The 14,636-nt window shown below is 69.1% G+C and carries 10 protein-coding genes; 4 read left to right on the top strand and 6 right to left on the bottom strand.

Features of this window, described 5'->3' with window-relative positions; translation table 11 throughout:
• Positions 1-97: 97 nt before the first annotated feature.
• From KGR00_RS09410 to KGR00_RS09400, 3 genes are all read left to right on the top strand, one after another.
• On the top strand, positions 98-3,427 hold the full coding sequence (locus tag KGR00_RS09410) for a transglutaminase family protein (RefSeq protein WP_224417013.1): 3,330 nt from the start codon (positions 98-100) through the stop codon (positions 3,425-3,427).
• Between the two features lie 136 nt (positions 3,428-3,563).
• A complete protein-coding gene (locus KGR00_RS09405; protein WP_224417014.1) occupies positions 3,564-6,200 on the top strand; it encodes a circularly permuted type 2 ATP-grasp protein in 2,637 nt (878 codons plus the stop codon).
• Complete coding sequence (locus KGR00_RS09400; RefSeq protein ID WP_224417015.1) at positions 6,197-7,093, top strand: transglutaminase family protein; 897 nt, start codon at positions 6,197-6,199, stop codon at positions 7,091-7,093. The genes KGR00_RS09405 and KGR00_RS09400 overlap by 4 nt, the downstream gene beginning before the upstream one ends.
• A gap of 38 nt (positions 7,094-7,131) precedes the next feature.
• On the opposite strand, the gene KGR00_RS09395 is transcribed toward KGR00_RS09400, so the two are convergent.
• Positions 7,132-8,370 (bottom strand): benzoate/H(+) symporter BenE family transporter, encoded by a 1,239-nt coding sequence (locus tag KGR00_RS09395; RefSeq protein WP_224417016.1) that lies wholly within the window; start codon positions 8,368-8,370, stop codon positions 7,132-7,134.
• Positions 8,371-8,499: 129 nt separating this feature from the next.
• Between KGR00_RS09395 and KGR00_RS09390 the strand changes: the two genes are divergently transcribed.
• Positions 8,500-9,036, top strand: a complete 537-nt coding sequence (locus KGR00_RS09390; RefSeq protein WP_224417017.1) for a helix-turn-helix domain-containing protein — start codon at positions 8,500-8,502, stop codon at positions 9,034-9,036.
• A gap of 9 nt (positions 9,037-9,045) precedes the next feature.
• Here the strand turns inward: KGR00_RS09390 and KGR00_RS09385 are convergent, their stop codons facing one another.
• The 5 genes from KGR00_RS09385 to KGR00_RS09365 form a co-directional block, all read right to left on the bottom strand.
• Positions 9,046-9,786, bottom strand: coding sequence for a DUF3307 domain-containing protein (locus tag KGR00_RS09385; RefSeq protein WP_224417018.1), 741 nt, complete (start codon positions 9,784-9,786; stop codon positions 9,046-9,048).
• A complete protein-coding gene (locus KGR00_RS09380) occupies positions 9,783-10,424 on the bottom strand; it encodes a hypothetical protein (RefSeq protein ID WP_224417019.1) in 642 nt (213 codons plus the stop codon). The genes KGR00_RS09385 and KGR00_RS09380 overlap by 4 nt, the downstream gene beginning before the upstream one ends.
• A 221-nt stretch (positions 10,425-10,645) precedes the next feature.
• Complete coding sequence (locus KGR00_RS09375; protein ID WP_162500857.1) at positions 10,646-11,554, bottom strand: GGDEF domain-containing protein; 909 nt, start codon at positions 11,552-11,554, stop codon at positions 10,646-10,648.
• A gap of 278 nt (positions 11,555-11,832) precedes the next feature.
• Positions 11,833-12,720 (bottom strand): NAD(P)-dependent oxidoreductase, encoded by an 888-nt coding sequence (locus KGR00_RS09370; RefSeq protein WP_224417020.1) that lies wholly within the window; start codon positions 12,718-12,720, stop codon positions 11,833-11,835.
• A gap of 95 nt (positions 12,721-12,815) precedes the next feature.
• Positions 12,816-14,573, bottom strand: coding sequence for an ABC transporter transmembrane domain-containing protein (locus KGR00_RS09365; protein ID WP_224417021.1), 1,758 nt, complete (start codon positions 14,571-14,573; stop codon positions 12,816-12,818).
• Positions 14,574-14,636: the final 63 nt, after the last annotated feature.

Genomic DNA, 14,636 nt, shown 5'->3' with positions numbered 1-14,636 from the left:
AGACAGGATGTTGCAGGTTGTGCTGGGCGCGCCCCCGGTCGATAGTGAAGGGCATCCGCCGGTAGCACCGGTATTCGTCGCGCCAACGGGGGCCGATATGACGATTCGCGTCGCCTTGCAGCACCACACCCGCTATCATTTCGACCGCCCGGTCAACCTCTCGCCACACCTGATCCGCCTGAGACCCGCGCCGCATTGCCGGACGCCGATCGAGGCCTATTCGCTGACCATCGACGGCGACCCGCATTTTCTCAACTGGCAGCAGGATCCGTTCGGCAACTTCATCGCCCGCGCGGTGTTCCCCGAAAAGCTCACGCAACTGACGGTCGATATCGAGCTCGTCGCGCCGATGACCGTGATCAATCCCTTCGATTTCTTCGTCGAGCCCTACGCCGAGACGTTTCCCTTCGCCTATCCCGACGGGCTGGCCAAGGAACTGACGCCCTATCTCGAGGTGCGCGAGGCGGGCTCGCGGCTGCGCGACTGGCTGAGCGCGGTATCGCCGGAGGCGCGGGGCGTGGTCGATTTCCTGGTCGAGCTCAACCAGCGCCTGCAGCATGACATCGCCTATCTGGTGCGCATGGAGCCGGGGGTGCAGAGCTGCGAGGAAACCCTCGCCAAGGGCAGCGGCTCGTGCCGCGACAGCGCCTGGCTGCTGGTGCAGATCCTGCGCCACCTGGGGCTGGCGGCGCGCTTCGTGTCCGGCTACCTGATCCAGCTGGCCGCCGACGTCAAGGCCCTCGACGGCCCCTCGGGCACCGAGGTCGACTTCACCGATCTGCATGCCTGGACCGAGGTATTCATTCCCGGCGCCGGCTGGGTGGGCCTGGACCCGACCTCGGGATTGCTGGCCGGGGAGGGGCACATCCCGTTGGCGGCGACGCCGGAGCCGTCCAGCGCGGCGCCGATCAGCGGCTTCTCCGACGAGTGCGAGGTCGACTTCGATTTCGCCATGCACGTCGAGCGTATCCACGAGGACCCGCGGGTCACCAAGCCCTACAGCGAAACGCAATGGGCCGAGATCATGGCGCTCGGCGAGGTCGTCGACGAACGTCTGGCGGCCGGCGACGTGCGGCTGACCCTGGGCGGCGAGCCGACCTTCGTGTCGATCGACGACATGGACGGCGACGAATGGAACACCGCGGCGCTGGGGCCCACCAAACGCCGTCTCGCCGGCGACCTGCTCAAGCGCCTGCGCCGGCGCTTCGCCGCGGGCGGGCTGCTGCACACCCATCAGGGCAAGTGGTATCCCGGGGAGTCGTTGCCGCGCTGGGCGCTGGCCTGCTACTGGCGACGCGACGGCGTGCCGTTGTGGCGCGACGAGGCGCTGCTCGCCGACGATCGCCAGGCGGCGCGTTGCACCATCGACGATGCCCGGCGCTTCGCCGAGGCCCTGACGCGGCGCCTGGGGCTCGATGTCCGTCAGTTGATTCCCGGTTACGAGGATGCCTATTACTACCTGTGGCGCGAGCGCATGTTGCCGGTCAATCTCGACCTGCGGGACTACGATCTCGACGACGACGAGGAACGCCGCCGCCTGGGCCAGTTGCTCGAGCGGGGGCTGGGCGAGGCCACCGGCTTCGCGCTGCCGCTGCGCCATTCCGGGACACGCGACCACGCCTGGGAGAGCGGTAGCTGGCCGCTCAAGCGCGATCATCTCTATCTGGTCCCCGGCGACTCGCCGATGGGCCTGCGTCTGCCGCTGACCGCGCTGCCGTGGGTCGAGCGTCCGGATTCGCCGCATCCCCAGTCGCTGTTCGAGTTCCGCCAGGCGCTCGGCGACGTCCACGGCGAGGTGATGCGTCGCTACAGTGAGTTGCACACCCACCACACCGGCGATGCCGGTCACGGCCTGCACCGCCAGCCGGGCGGCGAGGCGTGGCAGGACCAGGCGTGGCCCAGCGAGGATGGCGACGACGCGGTGATCCACACCAGCCTGTGCGTCGAGCCGCGCGATGGCCGGGTGCACGTCTTCCTGCCGCCGCTGACGCGACTCGAGCACTACCTCGATCTGGTGGCGAGCATCGAGGACACCGCCGCCGAACTGGCCATGCCGGTGATCGTCGAGGGCTATCCGCCGCCGGCCGATCCGCGCCTGGCCAAGTTCCTGATCACCCCCGATCCGGGGGTGATCGAAGTCAACATCATGCCGGCCGGAGACTGGCCGTCACTGGTCGCCAATACCGAGATCCTCTACGAGGAGGCCCGCCAGGCCCGCCTGGGCACCGAGAAGTTCATGCTCGACGGCCGCCACACCGGCACTGGCGGCGGCAACCATGTCACCCTGGGCGGCGCGACGCCCGCCGATTCGCCGTTTCTGCGGCGTCCCGACCTGCTGGGCAGCCTGCTCACCTACTGGCAGCATCATCCCAGCCTGTCGTATCTGTTCTCGGGCCTGTTTCTGGGCCCCACCAGCCAGGCGCCGCGGGTCGACGAGGCCCGCCACGAGGCGCTCTACGAGCTGGAGATCGCGCTGCCCCAGATGCCCGAGGGCGAGGTGCCCCAGCCATGGCTGGTCGATCGCCTGCTGCGTCACCTGCTCACCGACATCACCGGCAATACCCACCGCGCCGAGTTCTGCATCGACAAGCTCTATTCCCCGGACAGCGAGACCGGCCGCCTGGGACTGGTCGAACTGCGCGCCTTCGAGATGCCGCCCCATGCCCGCATGAGCCTGATGCAGATGCTGCTGATCCGCGCCCTGGTGGCGCGCTGCTGGGAGCGGCCGTATCGCGGCAAGCTGGTGCGCTGGGGCACGGCGCTGCACGACCGCTGGTTGCTCCCGCACTGCCTGTGGAACGATCTCGGCGACGTGCTCGAGGATCTGCGCCGCCACGGTTTCGCCTTCCGCCAGGAATGGTTCGCGCCGTTCCTGGAGTTCCGCTTTCCGGTGCATGGCCGGGTGGTCTATCGCGATGTCCGGCTCGAGCTGCGCCAGGCGATCGAGCCCTGGCACGTGCTCGGCGAGGAGAGCGCCGGCGGCGGCACCGCGCGCTATGTCGATTCCTCGGTGGAGCGCTTGCAGGTGCGTGTCGAGGGCATGAGCGGCGATCGCTACGCGGTCACCTGCAACGGGCGCCGGGTGCCGCTGACGCCCACCGGCCGGGTCGGCGAGGCGGTCGCCGGGGTGCGCTTTCGGGCCTGGCAGCCGCCCTCGGCGCTGCACCCGCGGATTCCGGTGCAGGCCCCGCTGGTCTTCGATGTCGTCGATACCTGGAACGCGCGGTCGGTGGGCGGCTGCACCTACCATGTCGCGCATCCCGCCGGGCGCAACTACGAGACCTTCCCGGTCAACGCCAACGAGGCCGAGGCGCGGCGTCTGGCGCGTTTCTGGGCCGAAGGCCATACTCAGGGGGCCATGAGCGCCCCGTGCGAGATGCCGAGTCTGGAATTGCCGATGACCCTGGATCTGCGGCGCCTGCCGTGAACGCGAGCCGCGAAGAGGCGGGGCAGGGGCCTTCGAGGTGTCACATATACCGTCGTGCAAGCGCCCAGATCGATGCTTTGGCGGACCGCTAACGCGGTATCATGACGTCGGCTTTCATCACCTCAGGGCTCTTTCGATGCTGGGTCACGATGTTCCCGGTCTGCCGGATGCCGCGCTGCTGCGCGATGCCCTCACCCTCGATGCGCCGCTGCCGCCCGAAACGGCGCAGGCGCTCGAGACCTTGCTCCGCGATTACGCGCCGGGCGCCGGCTTCGATGCCCTGCTCGACGGCGAAGGCCGTCTGCGCCCCCACTGGCGCGGGCTGCTCGAGGCGCTGGCCGCGCTCGGCGAGACCGGTCTCGCCGAGCGCTCCGACGAGGTCCAGCGGCTGCTCTACGAGAACGGCGTGACCTTCAACGTCCACGACGACGCTCGCGGTCGCCTGCGTACCTGGCGGGTCGATCCGCTGCCGCTGGCGATCGATCCCGCCAGCTGGCGCGCGCTCGAGGTCGGCCTGACCCAGCGCAGCCGGTTGTTCGATGCGCTGTTTGCCGATCTCTACGGGCCGCGCCGGCTGATCGAGGAGGGCCTGCTGCCCCCCGAGCTGATCTTCGAACACCCCGGTTTCCTGCTGGCCTGTGATCGACCTCCTGATGGCGATGCTGACGCGGCGGGGCGGACGCCGCCCACCGGGTTGATCTTTCACGGCATCGACCTGGTGCTCGATGCCGCCGGGCAGTGGCGGGTGATCGCGGACCGGGTGCAGGCGCCGTCGGGGGCCGGCTATGCCCTGGAAAACCGCATCATCCTCGCCCGCGCCATGCCCACGCTCTACCGCGAGGCGCCGCTGCGCCGCCTGGCGGGCTTTCTCGAGGCCGAGCATCGCGGCCTGGCGTCGCTGTCGACCCTGCATCGCGACCAGCCCAACGTGGTGCTGCTGACCCCGGGACCGGACAGCGACAGCTACTTCGAGCACGCGTATCTGGCCAACTACATGAATCTCTCGCTGGTCGAGAGCCTCGACCTGGTGGTGCGCGACGAGCGCGTGTGGATGCGTACCCTGGGCGGGCTCAAGCCGGTGGACGTGATCCTGCGCCGGCTCGAGGATGCCTGGTGCGATCCGCTGGAGCTGCGTGGCGATTCGCTGATCGGCGTGCCCGGCCTGGTCCAGGCGTCGCGCAGCGGCTGCGTGGCGCTGTCCAACCCGCTGGGGGTGAGCGTGCTCGAACACCCCGGGCTCGCGCCGTACCTGCCCGCGCTCTGTCAGCGCCTGCTCGGCGAGCCGCTCGCGCTGGCGGCGCCGGAGAGCTGGTGGTGCGGCGATCCGGCCTCGCTGGAGGCGGTGCTCGCCGAGTTCGACACCCTGGTGATTCGCGGCATCGAACCGGGCGCCCGGCTGGTCGAGGTGGCGGACCTGAGCCGGGACGAGGCGCAGGCCTTGCGCAAGGCGGTGATCGCCCGGCCCAACCGCTATGTCGCCCAGCGGCCGATCGCGCCGGCCACCGCGCCGGTCTATGACGATGCCGCGCGTCGCCTGCAGCCCGCCCCGTTCAACCTGCGTACCTTCGTCACTCGCGAGCCGGGCGAGCGCGACGGCGACTGGGATTACCGCGCCATGCCGGGCGGACTCGCCTGGGTCGGCGACCCGGGCACACCGTCGCTGGCCAGCGAGGTGGTCAAGGACGTCTGGGTGCTGGCCGAGAAGCCGCAGCCGCATGTCAGCCTGCTGCGCCAGGCCTCGGGGCCGATCGTGGTGACCCGCGACGGTGTCGATCTGCCGAGCCGGGTCGCCGACAGCCTGTTCTGGCTGGGGCGCTACGGCGAGCGGCTCGACGTGCGCTCGCGGCTGTTGCGCGAGGCGCTGCTGCGTCTGCTCGAACAGGATCAGCAGGAATACGCCGACATCATCCTCGCCGACCTGTTCGAGGCCTTGTCCCTGAAGTGGCCCGAAGCGGCGGCCGCCGAGCGACGCTTCGGCGATCTGCGCACGCGTCTGCTGACGCTCTTCGAAGACGCCCAGCCGGGAGGACTGCCGGCCTGTTTTCAGCAGGTACTGCGCAACTGCCGGGCGGTGCGCGATCACCTGGGCGACGATGCCTGGCGGGTGCTCAACCACCTGCGTCGTCATATCAACGCCTTGCCGCAGGTGCCCTCGGCGAGTGCCGGACGACGGGCCTGCGAGGAGATCGTCACTCAGCTGTCGGCCTTCTACGGTCTGTGCAACGAGACCATGCCGCATCATTTCGGCTGGCGTTTCATGGACATCGGGCGCTTCATCGAGCGCGTACTGCACAGCCTGGAGTTGTTGCAGCTGGCGCTGATCGAAGCCCGCGAGCCGGGCGTAGCGCTGTGGGAGGTGGTGCTCGCCACCACCGACAACGTCACCGCTTACCGGCGGCGCTACCGCAGCGAACTGCATCCCACCGCGATTCTCGACCTGCTGCTGTTCGATGAGGGCAATCCGCGTTCGGTAGGCTACATGCTCAAGCGGCTGTGTCGGCAGATCGAACGCCTGCCACAGACCGTCGACTCGAGCACCCCGTATCGGCGTCAGGAGCAGCGGCTGATTCTCCAGGCCACGAGCACGCTGCAGCTCGCCGATATCGAGGTGCTTTCCCACGTTCATGATTCGGCGGCGGCCCGCGAGGCGCTGGCGGCGCTGTTCGAGGCGCTGCTCGAGCCGCTGGGGAAACTCTCCGATGCCGTCGCTCACAGCCACTTCAGCCACGTCGAGGCGCCGCGCCAGCTGATCAAGATGCAGGTGCAGCCGTGATCTACCAGTTGCGTCACACCACCCGCTACACCTACAGCGCACCGGTGACGCTGTGCCACAACGAGGCGCGCATGCTGCCGCGCGAGCTGCCCTGGCAGCGCTGCGAGGCCTCGCAGGTGAGCATCACGCCGCGTCCGGCGGTGCGCAGCGAACGCAGCGACTTCTTCGGCAACCGGGTGATGTACTTCGCGATCCAGGATATCCATTCGAGCCTGGAGGTCACCGTGCGCACTCGGCTCGAGACCCTGCCGCGTCCGCCGTTGCCGGGCGCGATGGCCGGCGACTGGCGGGACTGTCGCGCCATTCTGGCCCAGGCCGCCGAGCGGCGCTGCCTGCAGGCCCGGCAGTTCCGTCTCGATTCGCCGTTCATCCGCCGCCACCCCCGCCTGGCGGCCTACGCCGCGCCGAGTTTCCCGGCCGGTCGCTCGCTGCTCGACGCGGTGATCGATCTCAATCGCCGGATCCACGAGGATTTCACCTACGATCCCGGCTTCACCACGCTGGCGACACCGCTCATGGACGTGCTCGACGAGCGCCGCGGGGTCTGCCAGGACTTCGCCCATCTGGCGATCGGCTGCCTGCGGTCGCAGGGCCTGGCGGCGCGCTATGTCAGTGGCTACCTGGAGACCCTGCCACCGCCCGGGCAGGCCAAGCTGGTGGGCGCCGACGCGTCGCACGCCTGGCTGGCTGTGTTCCTGCCGGGGTGGGGCTGGCTGGAGCTCGATCCGACCAACGGCAGCCTGCCCGGCGAACAGCACATCGTCATCGGCTGGGGGCGCGATTACGCCGATGTGCCGCCGCTCAACGGCGTGATGAGCGGCGGCGGCGAACACACGCTCGACGTGGCGGTCGACGTGATTCCCGACGATGCCGCCTCGCGTCGCTCGGCCTGAGCGGTCGCAGATCGACGGCAAGCGCTTCAGGCGATCGTCTAGCCGCGCTGAGTGGCGCCATCTTCGGTGGATTCCGCATCGCTGCTTGCCGCCTCTCGACCTGCCGCTCGGGGCCGCCGCCGCAGGGCGAGTACCGCCAGGCCGCCCAGCAGCCCCCAGAATGCCGCGCCCACGCCCAGCAGCGTGACGCCGGAGGCGGTGACCAGGAAGGTCACGACCGCCGCTTCGCGCTCGCTCGCGTCGTCGAGCGCCTGGTGCAGACTGTTGGCGATCGTCGACAGCAGGGCGAGACCGGCGACGGCGGCGATCAGCGGCTGGGGCAGGGCGTCGAACAGCGTGCCGATCGAGCCGCCGAACGCCCCGGCCAGCAGATAGAAGCCCCCCGCGGCGGCGGCGGCCGTGTAGCGCCGTGCCGGGTCGGGGTGTGCTTCCGGGCCCATGCAGATCGCCGCGGTGATCGCCGCCAGGCATACCGAGAACCCGCCGAAGGGCGCCAGCGCCAGGGTGGCGAGACCGGTCCAGATCATCAGTGGCGATACCGGCGCGGTATAGCCCGCCGCGCGCAGGGTCGCCGCCCCCGGGGCATTCTGCGAGGCCATGCTGACCACGAACAGCGGGATCCCCACACCGATCAGTGCCGACGGCGAGAAGGCGGGCATGATGAACGCCGGCGCGGCGAAGCGCAGTGCCGTGCGCTGGGTCTCGATGTCGCCGCCGGCCCAGGCCACCGCCAGGCCGGTCGCCAGCACCAGCAGAATGGTGTAGCGCGGCAGCCAGCGCTTGCCGATCAGATAGGCGGCGCACATCGCCCCGACGAGCGGGAAGTCCACGCGCAGGGCAGCGAAAGCGTCGATACCGAAACGCAGCAGCACGCCGGCCAGCATGGCCGCGGCGATCGACGGCGGGATGCGTTGCATGAGGCGTGCGAACAGCCCGGTGACTCCGCAGAGCAGCACCAGCGCCGCCGAGAACAGAAAGACGCCGATCGCCTCGGGCAGGCTGTAGCCGGGCAGGCTGGTGGCGAGCAGGGCCGCGCCGGGCGTCGACCAGGCGGTGAGGACCGGCTCGCGGTAGTACAGCGACAGGCCCAGCGAGGTGATCCCCATGCCCAGCCCCAGCATGCTCAGCCAGGCGCCGATCTGCGCCGGGCCGGCGCCGGCGGCCTCCGCGGCCTGGAAGATGATCACCGCCGAACTGGTGTAGCCCACCAGTACCGCCACGAAACCGGCGACGAGCGCCGACGGGGAGAGATCGCGCAGAAGGGACGACGCGGGCATGGGAGGCTCCGGGTTGCGAGGATCGTGCGTTATAACGCACATCGAGGCGACCATAGCACCGTGCGTCATCGCGTACAATGGCGGTCGACCCCGAACGCCCGTGCCCTGGGCAGCGACGAGGAGTGTGACGTGTCCGACCCGACCCCCCACATTGCGGCGACATTGAAGGCCCTGCGCCAGGGCCGTGGCTGGAGCCTGACCCGCTGCGCACAGGCCACGGGCGTCAGCAAGGCGATGCTGGGCCAGATCGAACGGGGCGAGTCGAGCCCGACCGTGGCGACGCTGTGGAAGATCGCGGGCGGTTTCGGGGTGTCGCTTTCCGCCTTCCTGGTCGGCGAATCGCCGCCCGCCACCTCGGCTTCGCCGCCGCTGCGAGACAGCGTCGGCATGCAGGTGAGCGTGCTGGTGCCCTTCGACGCACAACTGGGCCTGGAGATGTTCGCCGTCGAACTCGCGCCGGGGGCGTGCAGTGAGTCGAGCGCCCACGGCAGCGGTGTCGTCGAGCACGTGATCGTCGTCGACGGCGTCATGGCGGTGGCGGAAGCGGGACGGTGGCGGCATCTCGCCGCGGGCGACGTGGCCCGGCTGCAGGCCGATCGGCCGCACGGCTACCGCAACGACGGCGAACTCGTGGCGCGCTTTCACAACCTGGTGCACTACCCGTGATGAGAAAGCTCACAGCATGGTCAGGGCGTGGCGCACCAGGAGGCCCAGGCTGAGGGTCAGCGCGAAGCTGAGCATGGTGCCCAGCAGCACGTATTCGGTGAGTCGGCGGTCGCGGTCCTCGCGCAACTCGCCGAAGCGCAGCACCGACTTGGCGGCCAGCAGGAAGCCGATCGGCATCATCTGGTCGGCGAGCACGAAGGTCAGTACCAGGAAGCGCTCGAGCATGCCGATGCGCGCGCCGGCGTCGGCCAGCATGCCGCGGTTGTCGACCTGATCGCTCCAGCGGCGCATCACCTGGGCGATGAGGATCGACAGCGGTTGCAGGATCACCAGATAGCTCAGCCCCACCAGCAGTGTTCTGGGGGCCAGCAGCCAGTGGGCCAGCGTTGCCAGCCAGCCCGGCTCGGCCTTCAGCCACAGCCAGACGCCCGTCAGCACGGCGATATGCAGCGCCTGATCGAGCAGGAAGTAGCGCACCCGCGCCGGGCTGTAGCTCTTCAGGATGTCGATCGCCAGATGGGTGGCGCCGATCACCACGGCCGCGATCAGGGCCGCTGCGCTCGTCCAGCCGCCGAGCCACAAGGCGGCGAGGGCCAGGCCGGTATGCACGCCGGCATGCAGATAGACGGCGCGGGAGCGATGGTGATGCGTCTGCTTGCTGTGTACCCAGGCGCGGCCCTGGAACAGGAAATCCCCGGCCAGATGGGCCATCAGCAGCAGCAACAGCGACGACAGGGCGGCCACGTTCATGGCTCGACCTCGCTCAGGCACTGATCGATGAAGGCGATGTAGTCGCGGATTAAGGGCCAGCGTGCCGCCGCCAGCCGGCGGTTGATGGTGGGTTGGGCGCGCCCCAGGCGGCGCGCCAGTGACTGCTGGGACTCCTCGTGAAGCAGGCTATGGTAGGCCACTTCGGCCGAGTAGCGCGACCAGCCGCCGATGATGTCGTCGGCGAAGCGGGTGAGTAGCGTGAGCGCCGGGTCCGCGAAGGCGTCGGGCAACGCCACGGCCAGGCGCCGGTCGGTATCGGCGAGGGCATCCAGGCAATGCCCGGAGAGCACGAACGCCGGGCCTTGGGCATCGGTCAGGGCGCCTTCGGCGGGCAGCGTGCCCTCGCCGGCGGCGACGGCGATGCGCGCATCCCAGGTCGTCTGCCGCGATGCCGATTCCTGGATCAGGGCACTGCGGATCAGCACGGCGGCCGTCATTGCCTGCGCGGGAGTGGGCAGCGCAACCTGGAAGCCGTCCCCCCGATAGCGATCGCTGCGCGCCTGGAAGCGCGATTCGACGAGCGCGAGGGCGCTTTCCAGCACATCGCGCAGCCGTTCCTTGTCGGGAATCTGCTGCGAGCCGACGACATCGCCGGTCAGGACGCCGAGGATGGGCATGACAAGACTCCGTGGCTGCCACCAATAGCTATATTGGTGCATTTCCGAAAAAATAGCCAATAAGGGCTATTGGGTAATAGCCCTATGGGGCTATTTATCGGAAATATAGCGCTATAGCGGTATCGATATCCTTGTGATTACTGTAATTATATACAGTATTCTGGCATGACCCAACGCCAAGTCAGGCGCGGCGGGTAGCGTTTTGTAAGCCCGAGACGGGATCACGAGGATTGGCGTAACGCCTCAACGGGCACCGGCGATACCCCCACGGTGTGACTGACCGTGCAGTTGCGGCCCGTCGCCTTGCAGCGGTAGAGCGCGGAATCGGCACAGGCCAGCAGACTGTCCAGATCGATCGGAGTGCCCGGCGGGGCGGTGGCGACGCCGATGCTGACGGTGACCACCTCGGCGGTCGGCGAGTGCTCGTGAGGAATGCCCACCGCCTGAAGCATGCTGCGCATCGCTTCGGCCAGCCGGGTGGCATCATCGAGTTCGTTGTCGAGCAGTACCACCAGGAACTCCTCGCCGCCCAGACGCACCACGATGTCGGTCTCGCGGCGAAAGATATCGCGCAGGACGTTGGCGATCTCCTTGAGGCATTCGTCGCCGGCCGGGTGCCCGTAATGGTCGTTGTACTGCTTGAAGTGATCGACATCGATCATCAGCGCCGACAGCGGCGTCATGCGACGTCGGCTGAGGGGCAGGGCGATCTCGAGACGCTGCTCCAGCAGTCGCCGGTTGCCGAGTCCGGTGAGCGGGTCGTTGAGGGTCTCGGCGAGCAGTTGCTCGTTCTTGGAGCGCAGGGTCTCGAGCAGATGCTCGATCTCGCGGGTCAGGTAGGCGATATCGTCGTGTCGGCTCAGCAGATGGGAGGGCGCGGCTTCGGGGACCCCCTCGTGCTGGCTCCTGACATAGTCCACGAGTTCATGAATCGGTCGGGTGAACAGCTGGCGGACCACCAGCCAGATCGCCGTGACGAAGCCGGCCAGCAGCAGCGTCAGGAACGCCAGCCGATGGCCGGTGACCACGTCGGAAATCCACGGCATATCGTCGGCGCGGGCCAGCAGCCAGAGCGCCGAGGCGGCCAGCAGGAAGAGCGTGCACAACGCGGGGAGGACACGAAACAGCATGCTAGGGCTTGGAAAGGGCATCAGCTCACTTGTCCGGGTGGGGTGGCGGTCCATCCCGGTCCGCCGCTCCCCGCATGACATGGTCGGCCTTGGTCGATCGCCAAATGGCTCGGGCAAGTCCGGCCCGAACCGACGACAACGCTGCCAGATTGGCTTGGAAAACGTCGTTCGCTGGGAAAACGTTAATGACATATCGACCTATCGGCCGTTGCCGAGGATCCTTGAAGGCTATGTGCCCAAAACGTCCGATCGCGCCGAATGCCATGCTGGGACCGGCGTCAACGATTTTCGTTCGGTCGGTAGCGCAGTACCAGCGTCGCCGGGTCGTCCTCGGCATGGCCCTGCGCGGCGTGCTGGCGCATCAGTTGCCCGGCGAGGCCGGTCATGGGGGCCGCGCTGGTCACCCGCTGGCTCTGGGCGAGGGCCATGTCCAGATCCTTGAGCAGGGTGCGCAGATGCCAGGGCGGTGCGTCGAAATCGTCGGCGGCCATGCGCGGGGCAAGCAACTGCAGCGGCTTGGAGTCGGCAAAGCCGCCGGCCAGGGCCTCGGGCAGGCGCCCGGCGTCCACGCCGCTGGCTTCGGCCAGGGCGATCATCTCGGCGATCACCAGCGCATTGCAGCCGACGATCATCTGGTTGCAGAGCTTGGCGACCTGCCCGCTACCCACCGGGCCCATGTGCGTGACGCGGGCCGCCAGGGGCGCAAAGACTGCCTGAAGGGCGGTCATGTGCTCGGCCTCGCCACCGCACATGATGGCCAGGCTGCCGCTCTCGGCGCCGGCCACGCCGCCCGAGACCGGCGCATCGACCCAGGGGGTGGCGCAGGACTCGCTGAGTCGCCGGGCGAAGGTGCGAGTGGCCTGCGGGTCGCTGCTGGAGAAATCGATCAGCCACTGATCGCCACGGGCGTGTGCCGCGACGCCGTCGTCGCCGAAGACCGCCGACTCGACCGCCCGGGTATTCGCCAGGCACAACATGATCACATCCACATCGGCGACGAGCTCGCCGATCGAGCCGGCGACCCGGGCGCCGGCGGCCGCGACGTCGCCGGTCTTCTCCGGGCTGCGGTTCCACACGGTGACCGGAAAGCCGGCGTCGAGCAGGCGGCGGGTCATCGGTGCGCCCATCAGGCCGATACCGATGAATCCCAGGCGAAGCGGGGGCATGTCGTGTCCTCCAGGGCGGGCATATGTCCGGGGGAACTATTTACCATGGAACCGCTGTCACGATCGAACGTTCGTCGTGAGCGCGTCGCGCGCTCTCACGACACATCCAGGGCGAACTGCAGGCTCGCCAGATGCCGATAGAGAGGGGTGCTCGCGAGCAGTTCGTCGTGGGTCCCCGAGCCGATCAGGCGACCGCGGTCGAAGACCAGCAGACGGTCGGCGGCGATCACCGTCGCCAGGCGATGGGCGACGACCAGGCTGGTGCGGCCGCGCATCAACCGGTCCAGCGCGGCCTGGACCAGCCGTTCGCTTTCCGCGTCCAGCGCGCTGGTCGCCTCGTCGAGCAGCAGTACCGCCGGGGCGCGCAGCAGTGCGCGGGCGATCGCCAGACGCTGGCGCTGACCGCCCGAAAGCTGGACGCCGCCGGGCCCGATATGGGTGTCAAGCCCCGCGGGCAGCGCCTCGAGAAACGCCAGGGCATGGGCGTCGCGGGCGGCGGCGCGTACCGCCTCGTCGTCGGCACCCGGTCGACCGTAGCGGATGTTGTCGGCGGCGCTGCCGGTGAACAGTACCGGCTCCTGGGCGACCATGCCCAGGGCGCCGCGCAGCTCTCCAGGGTCGAGATCGCGCAGGTCGACGCCGTCCAGCGTCAGCCGCCCGGCGTCGGGGTCGTAGAAGCGCAGCAGCAGTTGCAGCAGGGTGCTCTTGCCGGCGCCGGACGGCCCTACCAGGGCGATCCGCTCGCCGGGGCGGATGTGCAGGTCGAGCCCATCCAGCGCCGGTGTTGCCTGGCGCCCGGGGTAGGCGAAGCGCAGAGCGCTGATCCGGATCTCGCCGCGCACCGGCGAGGGCAGGTGGCGGGGCTCCGGCGGCGCCTGAATGCTCGGGCGGGCGTCGAGCAGTTCGAATAGCCGTTCGGCGGCCCCGGCCGCTCGCTGCACGTCGCCGGCGACTTCGGCCAGCGCGGCGACGGCGCCGGCGGCGAGTACCGCGTAGAAGACGAAGGCCGAGAGTTCGCCGGCGCTCATCGTGCCGGCGAGTACCGCATGGCCCCCTTGCCAGAGCATGACGCCCACCGCGGCAAAGATCACCAGCATGGCGATCCCGGTCAGCCAGGCGCGCTGGCGGGTACGGAACACCGCGACCCGGAAGGCCGCCTCCACCGTGCGGTTGTAGTCGTGGCGAGCGATCGTCTCGTGGTCGAAGGCCTGCAGGGTGCGGATGCCGTTCAGTGCCTCTCCGGCGTAGCGCCCGAGTTCGGCGATCTGGTCCTGGCTGTGGCGCGACAGGCGGCGCACGCGGCGCCCGAAGGCGAGAATCGGCAGCACGGTGAGCGGGATGCCCAGCAGCACCAAGGCGCTGAGCCAGGGCTGGGTCACCAGCATCAGCGCCACCGCGCCGAACAGCATCACCAGATTGCGCAGGGCCACCGACAGTGACGAACCGAACAGGCTCTGCAGCACACTGGTATCGGCGGTGAGCCGCGACTGGATCTCGCCGGCACCGTTCCGTTCGAAGAAGGCCGGCTCCAGGGTCAGCAGGTGACCGAAGACGTCGCGGCGCAGGTCGGCGGCGAGCCGTTCGCCGATCCAGGTCACCAGGTAGTAGCGCAGCGCCGAGGCCGCGGCGAGCAAGGCCACCACGGCAAGCATGACCGCCAGGGTGCGGTTGAGCCGGGCGACGTCGGCATCGAGGAAGCCCCGATCGATCACCGTGCGCAGCCCCTGCCCGAGCAGGAGTACGCTCGACGAGGCGACGAGCAGGGCGAGCCCGGCGAGGCAGGCGCGCCAGCGATAGGGGCGCAGCCTGGGTAGCAGGTGCAGCAGGATGCGGGGCCGGGAGCGGGAGGGCATCAAGACGGCTCGACGATGGCTGACGAGCCTGCACGGTATCAGACTCTCCGAGCCTCTGCATGG

The sequence above is a fragment of the Modicisalibacter sp. MOD 31.J genome, assembly GCF_020147985.1.
Lineage (GTDB): Bacteria > Pseudomonadota > Gammaproteobacteria > Pseudomonadales > Halomonadaceae > Modicisalibacter > Modicisalibacter coralii.
This window is presented reverse-complemented; position numbering and strand designations above follow the sequence as displayed.